Source organism: Rhizobium sp. TRM95796, from assembly GCF_025779995.1.
In the GTDB taxonomy this organism is placed as follows: Bacteria; Pseudomonadota; Alphaproteobacteria; order Rhizobiales; family Rhizobiaceae; genus Rhizobium_E.
Genome location: NZ_JAOXHE010000001.1, coordinates 777,932 through 796,630 on the forward strand (window position 1 = coordinate 777,932; position 18,699 = coordinate 796,630).

The 18,699-nt window shown below is 61.9% G+C and carries 10 protein-coding genes, 1 tRNA gene and 1 pseudogene; 7 read left to right on the top strand and 5 right to left on the bottom strand.

Going from position 1 to position 18,699, the window contains the following annotated elements:
• Positions 1–77 precede the first annotated feature (77 nt).
• The gene (gene rpoD / locus OCK01_RS03730) at positions 78–2,138 is read left to right on the top strand and encodes an RNA polymerase sigma factor RpoD (protein ID WP_263822746.1); all 2,061 of its coding nucleotides are present in this window, start codon (positions 78–80) and stop codon (positions 2,136–2,138) included.
• Between the two features lie 329 nt (positions 2,139–2,467).
• Positions 2,468–4,396, top strand: a complete 1,929-nt coding sequence (locus OCK01_RS03735) for a methyl-accepting chemotaxis protein (protein ID WP_263822747.1) — start codon at positions 2,468–2,470, stop codon at positions 4,394–4,396.
• Positions 4,397–4,534: 138 nt separating this feature from the next.
• Here the strand turns inward: OCK01_RS03735 and OCK01_RS03740 are convergent, their stop codons facing one another.
• A complete protein-coding gene (locus OCK01_RS03740; RefSeq protein WP_263822748.1) occupies positions 4,535–7,411 on the bottom strand; it encodes a PAS domain-containing protein in 2,877 nt (958 codons plus the stop codon).
• A 333-nt stretch (positions 7,412–7,744) separates the two neighbouring features.
• Between OCK01_RS03740 and OCK01_RS03745 the strand changes: the two genes are divergently transcribed.
• On the top strand, positions 7,745–8,155 hold the full coding sequence (locus OCK01_RS03745; RefSeq protein ID WP_182828927.1) for a hypothetical protein: 411 nt from the start codon (positions 7,745–7,747) through the stop codon (positions 8,153–8,155).
• A 204-nt stretch (positions 8,156–8,359) separates the two neighbouring features.
• Here OCK01_RS03745 and OCK01_RS03750 read toward each other — a convergent pair whose 3' ends face one another.
• Positions 8,360–9,106, bottom strand: coding sequence for an SIMPL domain-containing protein (locus OCK01_RS03750; RefSeq protein WP_263822749.1), 747 nt, complete (start codon positions 9,104–9,106; stop codon positions 8,360–8,362).
• Positions 9,107–9,245: 139 nt separating this feature from the next.
• Between OCK01_RS03750 and OCK01_RS03755 the strand changes: the two genes are divergently transcribed.
• From OCK01_RS03755 to OCK01_RS03770, 4 genes and pseudogenes are all read left to right on the top strand, one after another.
• Positions 9,246–9,321 (top strand) — tRNA-Ile (locus tag OCK01_RS03755).
• Positions 9,322–10,075: 754 nt separating this feature from the next.
• Positions 10,076–10,930, top strand: coding sequence for a type II toxin-antitoxin system HipA family toxin (locus OCK01_RS03760; RefSeq protein ID WP_263822750.1), 855 nt, complete (start codon positions 10,076–10,078; stop codon positions 10,928–10,930).
• A 17-nt stretch (positions 10,931–10,947) separates the two neighbouring features.
• Positions 10,948–11,226: a helix-turn-helix transcriptional regulator gene (locus OCK01_RS03765; protein WP_263822751.1), complete on the top strand. Its 279-nt coding sequence runs from the start codon at positions 10,948–10,950 to the stop codon at positions 11,224–11,226.
• 367 nt (positions 11,227–11,593) lie between these two features.
• A pseudogene (locus OCK01_RS03770) lies at positions 11,594–12,100 on the top strand (IS66 family transposase); the annotation flags it as partial.
• A 156-nt stretch (positions 12,101–12,256) separates the two neighbouring features.
• Here OCK01_RS03770 and OCK01_RS03775 read toward each other — a convergent pair.
• The 3 genes from OCK01_RS03775 to OCK01_RS03785 all read right to left on the bottom strand — a co-directional run bounded on the left by OCK01_RS03775 (position 12,257) and on the right by OCK01_RS03785 (position 18,490).
• Positions 12,257–15,328: a calcium-binding protein gene (locus OCK01_RS03775; protein WP_263822752.1), complete on the bottom strand. Its 3,072-nt coding sequence runs from the start codon at positions 15,326–15,328 to the stop codon at positions 12,257–12,259.
• 283 nt (positions 15,329–15,611) lie between these two features.
• Complete coding sequence (locus tag OCK01_RS03780) at positions 15,612–16,298, bottom strand: response regulator transcription factor (protein WP_263822753.1); 687 nt, start codon at positions 16,296–16,298, stop codon at positions 15,612–15,614.
• Positions 16,295–18,490, bottom strand: a complete 2,196-nt coding sequence (locus OCK01_RS03785) for a histidine kinase (protein ID WP_263822754.1) — start codon at positions 18,488–18,490, stop codon at positions 16,295–16,297. Before OCK01_RS03785 ends, OCK01_RS03780 begins: the two co-directional genes overlap by 4 nt.
• Positions 18,491–18,699 lie beyond the last annotated feature (209 nt).

Genomic DNA, 18,699 nt, shown 5'->3' on the forward strand with positions numbered 1-18,699 from the left:
GCGGCCCGTAATGCGGGTCGAACATTTTGCGGCAGCGCGAAGTTTAAGGCTTAATGCGTCAGAGAGAGCAATAGACTATGGCAACCAAAGTCAAAGAAAACGAAGAAGCGGAAACCGAACGCGACGCAGCGACGGATGGTCCTCTTCTCGACCTTTCCGATGACGCCGTCAAGAAGATGATCAAGGCCGCCAAGAAGCGCGGCTACGTCACCATGGACGAGCTGAACGCCGTGTTGCCCTCCGAGGAAGTGACCTCCGAGCAGATCGAGGACACGATGGCCATGTTGTCCGACATGGGCATCAATGTCGTCGAGGACGAAGATATCGAGGAGCAGGCGCAGGAAGACGACAGCGAAGCCGATTCCGACGGCGAGTCCGAAGGCGGCGAAATCGCCCCGACCGCCGGCACCGCCGTCGCCACCGCCAAGAAGCGCGAGCCGACCGATCGCACCGACGACCCCGTGCGCATGTATCTGCGCGAAATGGGTTCGGTGGAGCTTCTGTCGCGCGAAGGCGAAATCGCCATCGCCAAGCGCATCGAAGCCGGCCGCGAAACGATGATCCAGGGGCTGTGCGAAAGCCCCCTCACCTTCCAGGCGCTGATCATCTGGCGCGACGAACTCAACGAAGGCACCACGCTGCTGCGCGAGATCATCGATCTCGAAACCACCTATTCCGGCCCCGAGGCCAAGGCCGCGCCGCAGTTCCAGAGCCCCGAAAAAATCGAAGCCGACCGCAAGGCGGCCGAAGAAAAGGAAAAGGCCCGCAAGGCCCGCTCCGGCCCGCCGACCGGCGATGACGACGACATCACCGATGTCGGCGAAGCCATGGTGTTCGAAGAAGAGGAAGAGGACGAAGACGAGTCCAACCTCTCCCTCGCCGCCATGGAAGCGGAACTGCGTCCGCAGGTCATGGAGACGCTCGACCAGATCGCCGAGACCTACAAGAAGCTGCGCAAGCTGCAGGACCAGCAGGTGGAAGCCCGTCTCGCGGCCTCGGCCACGCTGTCGCCCGCCCAGGAGCGCCGCTACAAGGAGCTCAAGGACGAGCTGATTACGGCGGTCAAGTCGCTGTCGCTCAACCAGAACCGCATCGACAGCCTCGTCGAGCAGCTCTACGAGATCAACAAGCGCCTCGTGCAGAACGAAGGCAAGCTGCTGCGTCTGGCCGAAAGCTTCGGCGTCAGCCGCGACGAATTCCTCAACCAGTATATGGGCGCCGAGCTCGATCCGAACTGGATGAAGTCGATCGGCAATCTGGCCGCCCGCGGCTGGAAGGAATTCTCGCGCTCGGAAAACCAGACGATCAAGGACCTGCGCCAGGAAATCCAGAACCTCGCCAGCGAAACCGGCATCTCGATCACCGAATTCCGCCGCATCGTGCAGATGGTGCAGAAGGGCGAGCGCGAAGCCCGCATCGCCAAGAAGGAGATGGTGGAAGCCAATCTCCGTCTCGTGATCTCGATCGCCAAGAAATACACCAACCGCGGCCTGCAGTTCCTCGACCTGATCCAGGAAGGCAATATCGGCCTGATGAAGGCGGTCGACAAGTTCGAATACCGTCGCGGCTACAAGTTCTCGACCTATGCGACCTGGTGGATCCGTCAGGCGATCACCCGCTCGATCGCCGACCAGGCCCGCACCATCCGCATTCCGGTGCACATGATCGAGACGATCAACAAGATCGTCCGCACCTCGCGCCAGATGCTGCATGAAATTGGCCGTGAGCCGACGCCGGAAGAACTGGCCGAAAAGCTGGCCATGCCGCTCGAAAAGGTCCGCAAGGTCCTGAAAATCGCCAAGGAGCCGATCTCGCTCGAAACGCCTGTCGGCGATGAAGAAGACAGCCATCTCGGCGATTTCATCGAAGACAAGAACGCGCTTCTGCCGATCGACGCCGCCATCCAGGCGAACCTGCGCGAAACCACGACCCGTGTGCTCGCTTCGCTCACGCCGCGCGAAGAGCGCGTGCTGCGCATGCGCTTCGGCATCGGCATGAACACCGACCACACGCTCGAAGAAGTCGGCCAGCAGTTCTCGGTCACCCGCGAACGCATCCGCCAGATCGAAGCCAAGGCGCTCAGGAAGCTCAAGCATCCGAGCCGGTCAAGGAAGCTCCGGAGCTTCCTGGACAGCTGAGAGCCGTCGACGCCTGTCGCCATCAACCCGGCCGGAGCGATCCCGCCGGGTTTTTCTTTATATGAAGAAGTTCTGAAAACACCAGCATGCGTCCGGCCTGGTCACCGCCGATTTTCATCGAGCAATAATTTTTTATTCGGAGCAAAATAACAACCAATACGTTCAAATCCATATCGCGGATCACTTAAACAGCGGAAATTTATGATCTTTTCCGAGTTTGGATTTTATCGATTTGGAAAGGTGTCATCGCGTTTCTTGTGCGGGACATGATGTCTGCGACAGCCGATTGCCCGGCGCCAGCCCTTTTACAAGATTTTGTGGAGTTCGAATTGTCCTCCTTTTCCAATCTCAAGATCGTTTACAAAACCGCCTCGATCTTCACGGCGCTCATCCTGCTCTGCCTCGCGACCGCCTATGTGAATTTCACCAGCTCGGCCCAGCAGCAGGCCACCTCGGCGATGACCGAGCACACCCATGCGGTGATCGCCCGGCTCAACGCCATCGTCTCGGCCATGGTCGACCAGGAGACGGGGATGCGCGGCTATCTCATTTCCGCCGACGAGGCTTTTCTCGCCCCGCAGAAAGCCGGCGCAGCCGCCTATCGCGCTAATTTCGACGCGGTCAAATCCATGACGGCCGACAACCCGTCCCAACAGCAACGCCTCGACCGTCTCGACCAGGCGGCGCGGACCTGGGGAACCCAGGTCGTCGACCAGGAGATCGCGCTGATGAGCGATCCCGCCACCCGCCAGACGGCTCTGGAGAAGGAAGCCTCAGGCGCGGGCAAGCAGCATATGGATACGATCCGCGCCGTCGTGAGCGAAATGATCAACGCGGAAGACGCCCTGCTCGATGCGCGGACCGCCGACGCGGCCGAAGCTGCGAGGATGGCCAACATCGTCAACGTCCTCGGCGCCGCCGCCGCCGCAATCCTCGCCCTTGTCGGCCTGCTGTTGGTCCAGAGCGCCGTGGTGCGTCCCATCCGCCGCCTGAACCACGCGATGGGCGCGCTGGCCCGCGGCGATGCCGACAGCGCCATTCCGCATGCCGACCGCCGCGACGAAGTCGGCGAGATGGCTCAGGCCGTGGAAGTGTTCCGCCAGGCCGCGCTGCGCAACCGGCAACTGGAAGCGGACGCCCAGGCCGCCCGCGCCCGCGCCGAGCAGGAACGTCTCGCCCTCACCGCCAAGGCGGAAGCGGAAGCTCAGGCGCGTCTCGATCAGGCCACGGCGGGTCTCGCCGGCGGTCTCAAGCGTCTGGCCGACGGCGATCTGGCCTTCGAACTCGTCGAGCCATTCTCTCCCGATTTCGAAGCGCTTCGCCACGACCTCAACAACGCCGTCCGGCAGCTGGGCTCGACGCTTTCGGCCGTCTCCGGCGCCACGGCGGCGATCGACAGCGGCAGCCAGGAAATCAGCCGCGGCGCGAACGACCTGTCCAAGCGCACCGAACAGCAGGCCGCCTCGCTGGAGCAGACCGCTGCGGCCCTGGACGAGATCACCGCCAATGTCGCGAGCGCCACGGCCCGCGTCAACGAAGCCCGCCATGTCGCCGTGGAAGCCAATGAGGGCGCCACGCGGTCGGGCGGGGTCGTGTCCCAGGCCGTGACGGCGATGGAGAAGATCGAGTCGTCCGCCCAGCAGATCTCCAGCATCATCGGCGTGATCGACGAGATCGCCTTCCAGACCAATCTGCTCGCCCTCAACGCCGGGGTCGAGGCGGCCCGCGCCGGCGACGCCGGCAAGGGCTTCGCGGTCGTGGCGCAGGAAGTGCGCGAACTCGCCCAGCGCTCGGCCCATGCCGCCAAGGAGATCAAGGAACTGATTCGCAAATCCTCGGCGGAAGTGGGCGCGGGCGTCGAACTGGTGCGCGAGACCGGACAGGCGCTCGGCACGATCGGCGGCCTCATCCGCACCATGAACGAACATATGGAGATGATCGCCACCGCGTCGCAGGAACAGGCGACCGCGCTCGCCGAAGTCAACACCGCCGTCAACCAGATGGATCAGGTGACCCAGCAGAACGCGGCGATGGTGGAGGAAACCAGCGCCGCCGGCGCGCAACTGTCGCACGAAGCCACCTCCCTGCGCGCGCTCGTGGCCCAGTTCCGTCTCTCCGAAAACCATGGCTCCACCCTGCGCGACATGGCCGCGCGCATGTCCGGCGGCGCGGCGAGGCATCCTGGCGCGCGCGCGCCGCTCAAGCAGGCGGTCGGGCAAAGTCATCACGCGGCCGGCGGAGACTGGCAGGAGTTCTGAGACGCGAAATCGATTACAACGAGCCCGTCCCGGACATCCGGGGCGGGTTTTTTGCTCAAACCGCAAGACCTAGCCGTTGGGGACCCGCCCGAAGATATTTCGGAGACCCGTTCTGCGTCTTCTTCGCGAGAAAGAAAGTCAGCCTTCTCCCGACGCCGCGCGGATCGCCGCCTCGAGCTTGGCCTCGTCATAGGGCTTGCCGATCACCACGGCGTGGGTCAGCCGGTGGCTCACCGATTTCGGATCGTTTCCGGTGGCGATCACCACCAGAAGACCGGGCTTTTGCGCCTGGAGCCTGTGGGCGAGATCGAGACCGTTGCCATCCGGCAGATGCAGATCGACGACCAGCAGGTCGATGGAGGCGTCGAAGCGTGCTTCCGCCTGGGCCAGCGTGCCCGCCTCGGCCACGGCGAGGCCCAGCTCTTCGAGCGTATCGTTCGTGGTCAGCCGGATCAGCGCTTCGTCATCGACGACCAGAGCCCGTTTCGGCCAGGCGATCCGCGCCGGCGCGCCGGCCTCATCCGGCGCGAGCAACGCCAGCCGCCGCGGCTCGCGCGCCGCGTCCAGCACCTGCCGCACCTTGCGGGCGATCTGATCCCGTCCATAGGGTTTGGAGATGAATTCGATGCCGCTGTCGAGCTTGCCGTCATGCACGATGGAATTCTGCGTATAGCCGGAGGTGAACAGCACCGCGATCCCCGGCGACATCGCCTGCGCCCGTTGCGCAAGCTCCGTGCTCTTCATCGGTCCCGGCATCACCACATCGGTAAACAACAGATCGATCGCCGCGCCGCTTTCCAGCACCGCAAGCCCGCTGGCGGCGTCTCGCGCCGTCAGCACGCCGTAGCCGAGGTCGCGGAGAATGGCGACGGCGGTTTCCCGCACGGCGTCGTCGTCCTCGACCAGCAGAATATTCTCGGTCCCGCCCTGAAGCGGCGCCATCGAATGGACCGACACCTCTTCGCTCGCCTCGCTGCGCGGCAGATAAATGCGGATCGTCGTGCCGACCCCCAGCTCGCTATAGATGCGGATATGGCCCTTGGACTGACGCACGAAACCATAGACCATCGAGAGGCCGAGACCGGTGCCCTTGCCTTCCGGCTTGGTGGAAAAGAACGGCTCGAACACCTTGTCCAGAATGTCGGGCGCGATGCCGCCGCCGGTGTCGGTGATGGCGAGCATGACATAGTTGCCGGGGGCGATGTCGGCGCCCTGGGCGTAGACCGCGTCGAGCACGGCGTTGCCGATCTCGATCGTCAACTTGCCATGCCCCTCCATCGCGTCGCGGGCGTTGATGGCGAGGTTGAGGAGCGCCGTCTCGACATTGGTCGGATCGACGATGGTGTTCCACAGCCCGGCCGCCACCACCGTGTCGACCTCGACGCCCTCGCCGATGCTGCGGCGGATGAGGCCATCCATGTCACGCACCATGCGGCCGAGATTGACCACTTTGGGGGCGAGCGGCTGCCGGCGGCCGAAAGCGAGCAATTGCGCGGCGAGTTGCGCGCCGCGATCGGTGGCCGCCAACGCGTTCGACACATAGCGCCCGCCCTTGTCGTCGAGCTTGACGTGCCGGTTGAGCAGCTGCAGGCTGCCGGTGATCACCTGCAGGAGATTGTTGAAATCGTGGGCGATGCCGCCGGCGAGATTACCGACCGCCTCCATCTTCTGGCTCTGGCGCAGCGCCGCCTCGGTCTTTTCCAGTTCGGCGGTGCGTTCGTTGACGCGTTGCTCCAGCGTTTCCGCCAGATATTCGAGCTGGGCTTCGGTGGTCTTCTGATCGTCGATGTCGGTGTTCGTCCCGACCCAGCGCAGCACGGCCCCGCTGTCGTCCTTGCTGGGAATGGCGCGGGTGATGTGCCAGCGATAGCCCCCGTCGCGCCGCCTCAGCCGGATTTCCGCCTGGAAAGGCTCCCCCGCCGCTCGCGCGGCGAGCCAGGCGCCCTGGGCGCGCGCCTGGTCGTCGGGATGCAACGTCGCGCCGATCGGCCGCCCCATCATCTCCGCGAGCGACAGCCCCGAATAATCGGTGACGCGTTCGTTGCACCACTCCAGCCGCCCGTCGCAATCGGTGGTCCAGGCGTGATTGGGAATGGATTGCGCCAGGGAGCGGAACCGGGCCTCGCTTTCGAGCGCGGCGTCTTGGGCCAGTTTCTGCTCGGTGATGTCGTGTCCCTGGACGAAAATGCCGATCGTTTCGCCGTCCCGGTCCTTGATCGGATGATAGATGAAATCGAGATAGGCTTCGCGCCGGCCGCCGCCGTCGCCCTCGAGCACGACGCGCGCGCCATGGGCGACGAAAGGCTCGCCCGTCGCATAGACCTGGTCCAGCAGAGTGATGAATCCCTGCCCCTCCACCTCCGGCAACGCCTCGACGACGCTTCTGCCGATGATGTTCGTCCGGCCGACGAGATCGATGTAAGCGGCGTTGGCCATGTCGAAGACATGATCCGGCCCGAGCAGGACGGCCATGAAGCTCGGGGCCTGTTCGAACAGGCTGCGAAGATAGAGCCGCTCTTCGGCGAGCGCGAGATTCTGATGCGCCACGCGATCGGCGCGATTGAGAACGTCGGTCTCGACCTTCCAGTCCCGCGCCGTCTCCTGCCGCAGCCGGTGCAGTTCCGTCACGTCGACCGTGTGCTGCAGGATGAAACGCAGTTCGCCGCTCGGCGACAGGATCGGTTTATGCGTGGCGCTCCAGTAGCGATTCTCCAAGGTTCCGTCGGGCCGGGCGATCGGATAGGGAATGAGCGGTATCTGGTCCTCCTGGCCAGAACGGACCACCTTTTCCAGCGAAGCGCGCAGCAGCCGATAGGAGGTCGAGTCCGGGTCGCTCGGAAACGCCTCGAAAATGTTCCTGCCGAGAATGCTCTCCCGGCTGCGCATGGTGACGGACAGATAGGCGTCGTTCATCGCGCGAATGCGAAACTCGCGATCGACGATGACATAGGGATTGGGCGCTTTGTTGAAAAGCTGCGCCAGATCGGTGACGTCCAAAGTCTCGATAAAATTCATAACGCCGGAACCCAGATGATGCGAAGTCCGCCACAGTCAAGCGCGGTGATCGTGCACGCTCGCCGCTCATCCTCCGCTCCCGGGCGCCGCTTCGCGCGTCGACACCGTCTGGAAGCTGAAACATTCCCCATGCCCCATGTCAACGCGCCCGCGGATCATTTTCTCGCCCGCGGGGCGACGGGAACATGTTCAACAAAACGTAAACGCCTTCTTCATCATCCTGAACGATAACTGAACGGTGAATTCCATATCCGTTCAGAGAGCCGGAGATAAGGTCGTCTCAACGCTCGGCAAGGACATCGGAATCCGAGTAGTGGACCAAGGAGAGCATCAATGACCAGCTTCATCACCAAAGCGGCGCTTGCCGTCACACTCGCACTCGGCGCATTGGGCGCCGCGGGCCAGGCCAATGCCGGCGGCGTCGATGTCGATGTGCGTATCGGCGGTCCCCGCCATTACCGTCCGCCGGTGATCGTGCGCCCGGCGCCCGTCGTGGTCGTCCGCCCTGCTCCGATCGTGGTTCGTCCCGCTCCGATCGTCGTGCGCCCCGCGCCCGTCGTGGTGGTGAAGCCCGGATATGGGCGCTGCTCGCAGAACCTCGCTTTGCAGAAAGCCTACAACAGCGGCCTCAACCGCGCCTATGTCGCCAAGGTCGGCCCCAACCGCGTGGTCGTGAACGGCAAGATTCGCGGCGCCTGGGCGAAGATGGTTTTCGCCAATGTGCGCGGTTGCCCGCGCGCCTGACACGCCCCTGCGGCGACGACACGGATCGGCTTTTACGCATTCATCCTGTCATCTGCGTGAAAGTCGCTTCAGGCCCTCCCAGGCTCTCGCCCGGGAGGGCCTTTCGATTTTGGAAAGACCGCCGAAGCAGGCATGATCCCCGAGGCGTCGCGGCGACACGCCGTCCCGGCGCAGAGCCGGGACGGCGTCGGCAGGCGAGCCGGATCAGGGCTTCGGCTTGATCGCGATCTTCACCGACACGCTGGCGCGATAGGTGTTTTCGCCGGCGGCCACCGGCACGGCGTCGGCGCTTTCCTTGGCGGCCATGGCCATGCGCGCCATGGGGACGGGTTCGGAGACGGCGGCGTTGTCGGCGATTTCCAGCACCTCGCCCAGGCCCACTCCCGCCGCCTCGGCCAGGATCTTCGCCTTGGCGAGCGCGTCGCGCACGGCCTCGGCGCGCGCCTTGTCGATGGCGGCTTCCGGCTTGTCGTTGAGGAAGCGGATATCGCCGCCCTGATTGACCCCGAGCGTCACGGCCGTGTCGAGCAGGACGCCGAGTTTGGACAGGTCGCGCAGCCGCACCGTCAGAGTATTGCCGACTTGATAGCCCATCAGCTTGGGCGGGCCGCCGTTGTTCTCGCCGGAATAGTCGTATTGCGGCTGGATGAAGAAGCCGGAGGTCTGCAGATCCCTCTCCGACACGCCGGCCTTCTTCATCGCGTCGAGCACATCCGCCATCGCCTTGTTGGAGCCGTCCAGCGCAGCCCGCGCCGTGGCCTCCGTGCGGACCACCGCGAGATTGACGAGCGCCATATCCGGGACGAGCGCCGCCGTGGCCTCGCCGCTCACCGAAATGGCCGGCCTGGCGGCGACGGCGTCCTGCGCGACGGCGACGGCCGGCAAGGCGGCCGCGACGCTGAGCGCGCCGAGCGCGGCGACGCTGAGAATTTTCATGGAAAGACGCGGCATGTTTCCTCCGTTTTATCGAAACCACTCCTGCCTGCGCCACGATTGTGCAACTATTGAGACGCCGCTTGCCCCGCCGGAAAAATTCGGCTAGACGCAGCGATCAAGGCAAGACCATTGCACCGCCGAGACTATCCGGCACGGGCCTGTAGCTCAATGGTTAGAGCCGGCGGCTCATAACCGCTTGGTTGGGGGTTCGAGTCCCTCCGGGCCCACCACTCAATCTGTCTCGCCTACCAAGCGCTTCATGATCGGCGAGCCGCTTCGCTCAGCCTGTTCGACGCAAACAGCGGCTCCGAAACTTGGATAACGCCAGTGCTCAGCCTGTCGCGCTTTGTGTTCGCCGGCGGCGGTGCGTTGTGTGGCCGGAAGATGGTCAGCCGCAGTAGAAGCTTTCATGGCCGTTTCGGTAGCAGTCCATGCTGATGGCAATTATTCAACCCACTTTGATGGGTTGAATAATTTCGAAAAATGCATTATTTGAACCATTAAAAGGGTCAATTAATGCGCCTGACACTCCAAACCCATTTTGACGGTGAGTGGCATCACGCCGCGACACTGGGACTCGAGGACGACGCGTCCGGCTTCCGGGGCGCGTCGTTCGTCGATTACGATCTCGACTATTTCGTCACCGTGGCATCGGCGGAGTTTTCTGCTGGAAAAACGGTCCGGGACCATCGCGCCTTATCCGTCCGCTATCCCGTCGATCTCGAAAATCGATATAGCCGCAGCTGGCCGCCCTTCCTCTTGGATCTGATGCCTCAGGGGCATGCGAGGCGAAAGCTTGCCGAGCATCTCAGCCTTGCTGAAAGCTCGCGGGCTTCCGATCTGCCGCTGCTTCTCCGATCGGCGACGGGCGGCATAGGCAATATTCGGATCAAAGAAGCGGCGGACGCCGAAGCGGAGCGGCTGCGCGGTGTCGAGCGCCAGGGAGTGACAGAGGCGGAAATCCTTGAGCGGTCGGATCGCTTCATGGAAGTCGCCGATCGTTTTGGAATGCTCGCCTCCGGCTCAAGCGGCCTGCAAGGGGAATGGCCGAAAGTCTCGATGACGCAGGCGAATGACGGGCTCTATTACCCCGACAGCTTCGTGAGCGATGATGAGGCCGTGCGCCATGTCATCGTCAAGCTGGTCCGCAGCAACGAGCCTGTGGATCGCCTCATCCTCGAAGGCGAAGCCCTCTATTCGCTGATCGCTCGAGAGATCGGTCTGAATGTCAGCGAACCATCGACCTATGCGGAAGGCGTGCTGATCATTCCTCGTTTCGATCGGAAGAAGAAAGAAGGCGGCGGAACCGTCCGGTTAGGACAGGAAAGCCTGGTGTCCACGATCGGCGTCGCCGATTTCGGCCATGTCGGCACGCATGAGGCGTATATCGATCTACTGCGCCAGTATTCGGCCGATCCGTTCTCGGACATTGTCGAATACCTGAAGCGCGACATCGCCAATCTGGCGCTCGGCAATCCCGACAATCACGGCCGGAATTCTGCACTCAGCAAGCATCAGGACGGCGCGATCCGCCTCTCTCCGCTCTTTGATTTCGCGCCAATGCGGCTCGCGAAGGAAGGAATCGTTCGTTCCACCCGCTGGGCCATGATGCGTGACGGCGGTCGCGATCATCTCCCCGACTGGAAGCGCATTTGCGGCGAACTGATGCCTGATCCAGTCGAGCAGAAAGCGCTTGCAGCTGGGCTTGTCATGTTTGCCGAAAAACTGCGCCGGGCTCCGGCCATGGCGAAGGATATGGGAGCGACTTCGGAGATTCTGGACCCTGCTATGGGACGCTGTCTCGCGATAGCGGACAGCGTTCTGGGGACGTGTCAATGATGGTGAAGGACCGCTAGATGGCTAGGTGGAAGAAGCCGACGAAAGAGGAGATCATTGAAAACCGCAGGACGCTGGCGGAGCGTGCTCGAACCGGCGATCTAAGACTGCCTGGAGCCGTCGCGGATATCCGTAAAGGGTTCGGCATGACACAGGACGAGTTTGCCAGGACGCTGTCGCTTACGAGGCGCCAAGTTGCGGAGATTGAAGCTGGTGCGGGAAATCCAACATTGGAGACGTTAGAGAAGATTGGGCGACTGTTCGGTTTTGGCGTGGGTTTTGTACCCAAAGGCGGTTGAACCGATCACCCTTGCGAGCACGTCAGGCGGTCGGTCCCGGCAAACCCGCAAAAGGGAACCTGAGCATGCCCAATGTAAACCAGGTCTTGGCATCATGCAGTTCGCCGCCCAATCCTCCTGCATCTGCAAGTCGAAGCTTCCGATACGCTGATCGCGTCCCACCGAGTGGTGTAGCTGGGTTTCACCGCCATCGGTGATGTCCGGGAGGGTCGGGTTGCCGAGAACCAACCTGAAAGACACCACCGATGACCGACGAGATGATGAACCTGCGCTTGCTTGTTGATCAAGAGCGCTGACGGCAGTTGTTCAAGAGGCCTATATCCAGGGTGCATCGACCCGGTGGCTGACGATTCGGTCAAAGCAATGGCGCTTCCTCGAGCTCGCCGCTGCAGGTCGCGCACCGATCGCCAGCGAAGCGCTCAGGCCCATCGCCGAACTCTAGAGGATCGAGGACAATATCCGCAGACCCCATGAGGAACGCCGCGATGTGCGGCAGGCCGAGAGCCGCCCGATCGCTGACAACCTCGCGCCATGGCTCACCGAGCAACTCGCTCTTATCAGCCAGACGACCAAACTCGCCGAAGCCATTCGCTACACGCTGTCGCGCTGGGACGGGCTGACGCGTTTCATCAATGACGGCCGCGTCGAGATCGCCTCCAACACCGTCGAACGTTCCATCAGGCCGATCGCCCTCAATCGAAAAAATGCGTTGTTGGCCGGCTCCGACGCCGGAGCCGAGCATTGGGCGACAATCGCATCATTGATTGAAACGGCGAAGCTCAACGGCGTCGCGCCGACGGCCTATCTGGCGGACGTGATCCCCAAGATCGTCACTGACCATCCCAACAGCCGGATCGATGACCTGTTGCCATGAGCCTATGCCGAGACGCCGGAGGCCAAGGCTTTGGCCTGACAACACCGCGTAGGGCTCAACCGCCGGCAAGAAACTTGTTTGGGCCAGTTGCATATACGGTCACGGCAAAGCCTGATCCCTGCCGTGACCTTGATCCAAAGCTGCGAAGCGGCGCACCTACAAAATGCTGAAGTCGGCAGCCGAGAGTTTGGTGATGTTTTGCAAGGTCGCAATCAGCACGGGATCGGCATAGTCTCCCTTGCCGTCTGCATCAAACCACAATCGACCATTGTCATTTTCGAACAGGAATACTGCTTTGTCATTCGTCGCAACCGGCGCCGCGCCGGTGACGAGGTTGATCTTCTTGTCAACCAATGCAAACGAATAGCCGTCGATGACCATTTTGTCCGCGCCGCGGACGAAGTCCGTGATCACGTCCCCCTCACCGCTGCGGCTATCATAGTTGAAGACGAACTTGTCGCCCCCAGCACCGCCGGTCAGCCAATCGTCGCCGCCGCCGCCGATAAGCGTGTCGCTGCCTCCTCGACCCTGCAGCACGTCGTCACCGCCGCCGCCGTCCAACGCGTTGGCCTTGGCGTTCCCCCGAATATCGTCGTCGACGAAGGAGCCGACGATCGTCTCTACATTCTTGATTTCGACGCCCTTGGCGGAGCCCGAATTCTTTCTCTGATTTTCGAGATCGACGACCACGGAAAGCAGGCTTGCCGCAAACGTCATCGTATCGTTGCCAGCGCCGCCGTCGAAAAGGTCCTTGGCGGGATTGCTATCGGTGCGCTGGAGGAGATCATTGCCGTCACCGCCATAGACTTTGTCGGAGCCGCTGCCGTCGGCAAGTCTGTCATTGCCCTTGCCGCCATTCAGCCGATCGTTGCCAAACCCTCCATCGATAAAGTCGTCAAGCCCGCCGCCGGTCACGACATCCTTGCCCTGGCTGCCGAGATAGGCGAACGCCTCGAAGTTCTTATAGGTGGTGACCGCATCCAGCTTGACCGTCTTTGCGAAGGTGTAGGTGAAGTCTTTCGTCTGGTTGCTGAGCAGCACAGTCAGATAGTCGCTTCCGGCGCCCCCGTCCACCGTGTCGCCGAGGCTCGCGAAAATTGTGTCATTGCCCGTATCACCGTTAATCAAGTCCCTGTCATTGTTGAAGAAATAGCTGTCGCCATAGATCGTGTCGTCACCGTCTCCGCCCGAAATCGTGTCTGAACCCTCATCACCCACCAGGAAGTCGCTGCCGGCGGCGCCCTTCAGGCTATCCTTCCCGGCGCCACCGGAAAAACGGTCGTCCAGCTTGCCGCCAGTAAAGCTGTCGGCCCCGGCGCCGCCCGTCATATCCACTCGCTCGAACCCCTTCAGGCGAACAGAGGCGTTGCCGACGGAGGAATCTGCCGAAAGCGTGAAGGTCAGGTTCTTGGTCGCGCCGGCAAACCTGACAACAGCCATGTCGTTGCCTGCTGCGCCGTCGGCGAGCACCTTGTCGGTAGAGCTGACATAAACCGTAAAGCTGTCGTCACCCGCGCCGAGATCCACGGCGTTGTCCATCGCGGCGGTCGAGAAAGTCTGAAGATGGACGCTATCGTTCCCTTCGCCGGCATTGATGCTGTTCTTGCCGCCGTCGTCGACAATCCTGTCATTGCCATTGCCGCCGTCGATTGTGTCGTCTCCGACACCGCCATTGAGGTCATCGTCGCCCCCGCCGCCCTCCAGCGTGTCTTCGCCATCGCCGCCGGCAAGACGATCATGGCCGTTCGAGCCGAGCAGGGTGTCGTTGCCGCCATTGCCGTAAAAGAAAACCGCCTGCGCGCTTCCGGTCGACTGCACGACGTCATTGCCGTTGCCGAAAGCCACGGAGAAGATTTCAAAATTCTTGAAGACGCTGCCGTCTGAAAGCGTTCCCGTCGTTCCGGAAATATTGAAGGTTTGCGCCGTCGTCACAGCCTGCCGCAAGATATCCAGTCGATCGAGACCCGCACCGCCATCGCCTCGGTCCTCGCCGCCTTCGCCGAATGTGAGCGCATCATTGCCTGCGCCCCCCTCGGCTACGTCCATGCCGTTTCCGGCGTTGAGCACGTCGTCGCCGCCGCCGCCCTCGAGCACGTCATTGCCGTCATAGCTGTAGACGACATCGTTGCCGTCGCCGGTCTTGATCTGGTTGGCGCCGGAGGCAACATAGATCGTGTAATGGTCTATTCCCTTAAACGTCGCGCCGTCGGACAATGTCTTCGAGACGCTGGGGGGAGCCGCCGTAAAGTTACCGGTGAAGTTCGTCAGAACGAGCCGGTCGCTTCCAGCGCTGTCGACGATGACGTCTTTGCCCTGGCCGATCGCATGATTGTAGGTGTCATTGCCGGCGCCGCCCTGCAGCGTATCGTTTCCATCGCCGCCGTCGAGTTCATCATCGCCGGCTCCTCCGGAGAGTTTGTCGCGACCGGCTCCCCCATACAGCCGGTCATTGCCGGTATCGCCATCGAGGGTGTCGTCTCCGGCATCTCCCGACAATGTATCGCTGTCCACGCCGCCAAAAAGCTTGTCATTGCCGTCGCCGCCGGAGAGCTGGTCGACGCCCGCGTCACCGTAGAGCAGGTCCTTGCCTTCTCCGCCGATCAGCACATCGGCGCCGTATCCGCTGCGCAGTGTGTCGTCACCCGCGTCGCCGCTCAGCATGTCATTCCCACGACCGCCGGTCAGCCTGTCTGCTCCAAGCCCGCCGGAAAGCTCGTCATTGTAGTTTCCGCCGGTAACGACGTCGTTTTTAGACGTTCCGATCAACCGGAAAGACTCGACATTTCGCACTTTGATGCCGCCGGCAAGCGTCGCCAAGGAGATCCAGTCGCCGATCTTTATGTTGAGGGCCGATGTGAAGGTCGAATAGTCGATAGAAAGCCGGTCGACGCCGGAGCCGCCATCGACCACATCCCCGGCTCCGTCCGCCGCAGATCCAATATAGATGATGTCCATGCCGCTGCCTGCGCGCACCACATCCTTGCCGCGGCCGCCCGTCAGGATATCGTTGCCGCTATCGCCATCGATCGTGTCGTCGTCATCGCCGCTGCCGATCGTATCGTTCTGGAACGATCCAGTAATCTTGTCTTTGCCCGAACCGCCGTCGATATAGTCCAATCCATGACGTCCATCGATCGTATCGTTTCCATCAAGGCCGCCGATCTGGTCATAGAGTTCGTCGGTTCCCGTCAGTTTATCGCCCTTGATCGTGCCGGTAATGATCGCCATGCTGCTCTCCGATTAAAGTGATGCGCGCAACGGCAGCCTGCCGCCGAACGAAAAAGAAATCTGGTCTCATTCGGGAGGCGCCAGGCGATCGGATGACGACAATCGCCACGCGAACGGCCCGCCGATCGAACTGGAAATTCTTCGCGAACCACCAATCCTCCCCGTCTCATTGTCCGGCCGATCGAAAAGACGCCGGAATCGCGGGAACAGTCGCAAAGCGTCGCCAGGCGAACAATCACTCGAACGGGTGAGGAAAACCAAAAAATTGAAGATGGGCGGCAGCCTAGAGCAGACCTCGTCTGTCCGCTTCCAAGGCGGCTTCGGCTCGGCTGGATATGCTGAGCTTGCGATAGATGGCCTTGATGTGGGTCGTGCAGGTGTTGCGGGTGATTGAAAGCGCGACGGCGATATCCTGTGCCGTGAGGCCTTTACCCAGAAGGGTCAGCACCTCCTGCTCGCGCTGCGTAAGCGCCTCGGCGTTCCCGACAGCCTCCTGAAGCGAGGGCTGCGGGAAACGGCGGAAATGCGCCATCATGCGATGCGCCATCTGCGGCGAAAGCGGTGGTTCGCCTTCGTCGATACGCTTCAGCTGGTTGATCAGGCCGCTCATCGTCGCGCTTTTGAGGATATAACCTCTCGCGCCGGCCGCAAGTGCGTCAAACAGCGTTCGGTCATTGTCGAAGATCGTGATGACGATGGGAAAGGTGTCCGGCATCTGATCTGCGATCAATCGGATCACGTCGACGCCGCTGCCATCGGAAAGACCTATATCTATGAGGGCAAGATCGAAACCGCGGCCCTGCGCCTGACGCGTGAACAGAAGGTGGCGCGCCTCCGCGACGGTCGCCACGCCCGTGCAGTCCATGCCAGCGAAAGCCGCAGGCAGCGCCGCGCATATTCCTGCACGAACTTCCTGATTGTCTTCGACCACAAGGACGGAGCGCTCTGACGGATCGTCTTTCCTGATCATGCCGTTTCCTTTGCGACCTTGAACGACAGCCGCAGAATGTAGCAGGCGTCACGCCGCTCTATCGCCAGATCCCCTCCAATCTGGTCGGCGCGGGCGCGCATGTTGGAAGACCCCATTCGGCGCAACGTCGCCGGACCGGCGTCCGAGCCTCCGTCATGGCGCGGTTCGCATGGATTGGTGATTTCGTGATCCAGGCGGCCCTCTCGAAGCCGGGAGCTGATCCCGATGGTCCCCCGCGCACCATGAGCCAGCGCATTGCTAATCGCTTCACGATGGATTGCGTATAGGTTGCGGTGCAGATGATAGGGCAGGATGATGTCGCTTTCATCCGCAGCCGCATCGAGCGGCCAGGACAAATCGCAACCATGCGCCTCGATGCGAGTGCGGCTTTCATGGCGCATCTGGGCAATGAGACCGGCGAGGGTAATGTCGCGGCCGGCCAGGCCGCTGGCGATCTGTCGAACGTCCGACAGCGCATCGACGATGCATTCGTGTCGGCGCTCCGGCGTCGCCGCATGAAGGCCGGAGAGGAGCGATGCGCCGACCTCATCGTGCAAGTCGCGCGCGATGCGCTGCCGTTCCTCCAGCGCCCCACGCTCATAGGCGGCGCGATTGGCGATGGTCGTCTCGACAAGGCTCGAGAGCTCGCCGGCCAGCGCGACATCCCCCCGGTTGAAAAGCCGTCGACCACGGCCTGCAAAGGAGAGTCGCATCGCAGGAATATCGGCGAGCGCTTGCAAAACAAGCTGTTCACCTTCCCTGCGCAGACCGAAAGCCTCAGGCTTTTCATCCGACGCGCTCGCTTCGATATGGATGGGCTGAAAAGTATCATCCAGCATCGCCATCCACGCAGAGGCGCGCGCGGTTGCTGTCGGCTGCAAGCCGACGGCGACCGTCTGGCGGTAAAGGGTGGCTATATCCGGCGTATCGCTGCGGAAAAGCCTCTGAAGAAGAAGATCGCGTATCGGCAGATAGGCGATACCCGTAACGGCTGCGGCGATCGCCAGCGATACCGATGGCGAAAGGCGGAGAATCATCACCAGGGCGGCATCGCAAGCGAATAGCAAAGTGAGCGTGAGACCATAGAGCAGAATCCGGTAGGCCCAGCGACCGAGATCGAAAAGACGGAATCTGGCAATGCCGAGCGCCGTGCCGACATAGATGGCCGCCAGCGGAATAAAGCCTGTACTCTGCGTCATGATGACGTCCAAGCCGAGCGCAGCCGGCAAAGCGACGAACATTGCGAACGCGCCAGCGCCGAAAACGACCGATAATCCGAGCCATAGCAGAACCGCACGGCCGGCAGGATCGCCGCGCGTGGCGCGATACTGGGCGGCGACCAGAGCGATGATGACCACGAGCATGACGAGGATCACCACCTGCGTGGTCACGAGATCATGCGGCGCCCATTGCAGGCGGTAAAATATGAAGGCGGAGAGGGTCAATAGCGGCGCCGGCCAAAGCCGCTTGGGGGCGATGACGGATGCCGGATATATGGAGAAAAGATAGATGGTCGCGATGCCAAAGAGATAAGTAGACGCTTGATTGACCAGGGAAAGCCCGATGAATGTCGGCGCTTCCATCGCCAAATGGCGCGTGCTGTAGAGGGCTGCTGAAAACGCCGCGCCCGCCACTCCTATGCCCGTCGTGGCAAAGGCGAGAATCGGCGGATAGTTTGGGCGGAGGGCGAGGAAGAAGGCCGCAATGCCACACGTCAAGAACCCAGCCGCCATCTGGGTCCAGAACGCCGCCGGCAAGGTTTGAAAGCTGCGTCCCTCAACAACCGGCGTGACAACAACACGAGGGCTATCATCGCCGTTGGAGCCGTCGACCACCACGGCGCCGATTTCCGGCAGGTCCAGAAGCCTGCGGATGCGCGCCTGCTGGTCGAAGAATTCATTCAGCGCCGCATAGCTCGGCAACATGTCCGGCTCTTCGACAAAATCTATCGCTGCGACTCTGAGCCCCTCCCCTCCGCCCGGTTCATCAACCGGCTGAGCCGGGTTGGTGAATGCCAAAAGGACATGATCCTGTCCGTCTATCCGTGCAAGGACCCGGTTGTCTATTGCATCGACGCGTATCTCGATCGCAGTGAAGGGCTGCCGTAGCGCCTCGTAAAAAACGGCGACGCAGACGCTGCAAATCAGCAGTAACATCCCCAGGAAACGGGCAAGCGGCGTGTTGAAATACAAGATCGGGCCTAGCTCTTTGATGCTGGAAATCGACGTCTTGAACGGGGCTTAACTGACGCGAAGTGTCAGTTCTAATAGGATACTCAGTCAAGCCCTGTATTTATAGAGATCACAATAGATCGCGTGTTTGGGAATAAAGTTTCGCTGAGGGAATTGAAATCTTGCACGTCCAGACAAAGCGCCACGCCCCGCTCCAACATTCAGCATTA

What these genes read in the sequence shown, in the direction of transcription:
- rpoD (WP_263822746.1), top strand. Translation starts at nt 78, where the DNA reads ATGGCAACCAAAGTCAAAGAAAACGAAGAAGCGGAAACCGAACGCGAC.
- OCK01_RS03740 (WP_263822748.1), bottom strand. Translation starts at nt 7,411, where the DNA reads ATGAATTTTATCGAGACTTTGGACGTCACCGATCTGGCGCAGCTTTTC.
- OCK01_RS03745 (WP_182828927.1), top strand. Translation starts at nt 7,745, where the DNA reads ATGACCAGCTTCATCACCAAAGCGGCGCTTGCCGTCACACTCGCACTC.
- OCK01_RS03750 (WP_263822749.1), bottom strand. Translation starts at nt 9,106, where the DNA reads ATGCCGCGTCTTTCCATGAAAATTCTCAGCGTCGCCGCGCTCGGCGCG.
- OCK01_RS03760 (WP_263822750.1), top strand. Translation starts at nt 10,076, where the DNA reads ATGGAAGTCGCCGATCGTTTTGGAATGCTCGCCTCCGGCTCAAGCGGC.
- OCK01_RS03765 (WP_263822751.1), top strand. Translation starts at nt 10,948, where the DNA reads ATGGCTAGGTGGAAGAAGCCGACGAAAGAGGAGATCATTGAAAACCGC.
- OCK01_RS03775 (WP_263822752.1), bottom strand. Translation starts at nt 15,328, where the DNA reads ATGGCGATCATTACCGGCACGATCAAGGGCGATAAACTGACGGGAACC.
- OCK01_RS03780 (WP_263822753.1), bottom strand. Translation starts at nt 16,298, where the DNA reads ATGATCAGGAAAGACGATCCGTCAGAGCGCTCCGTCCTTGTGGTCGAA.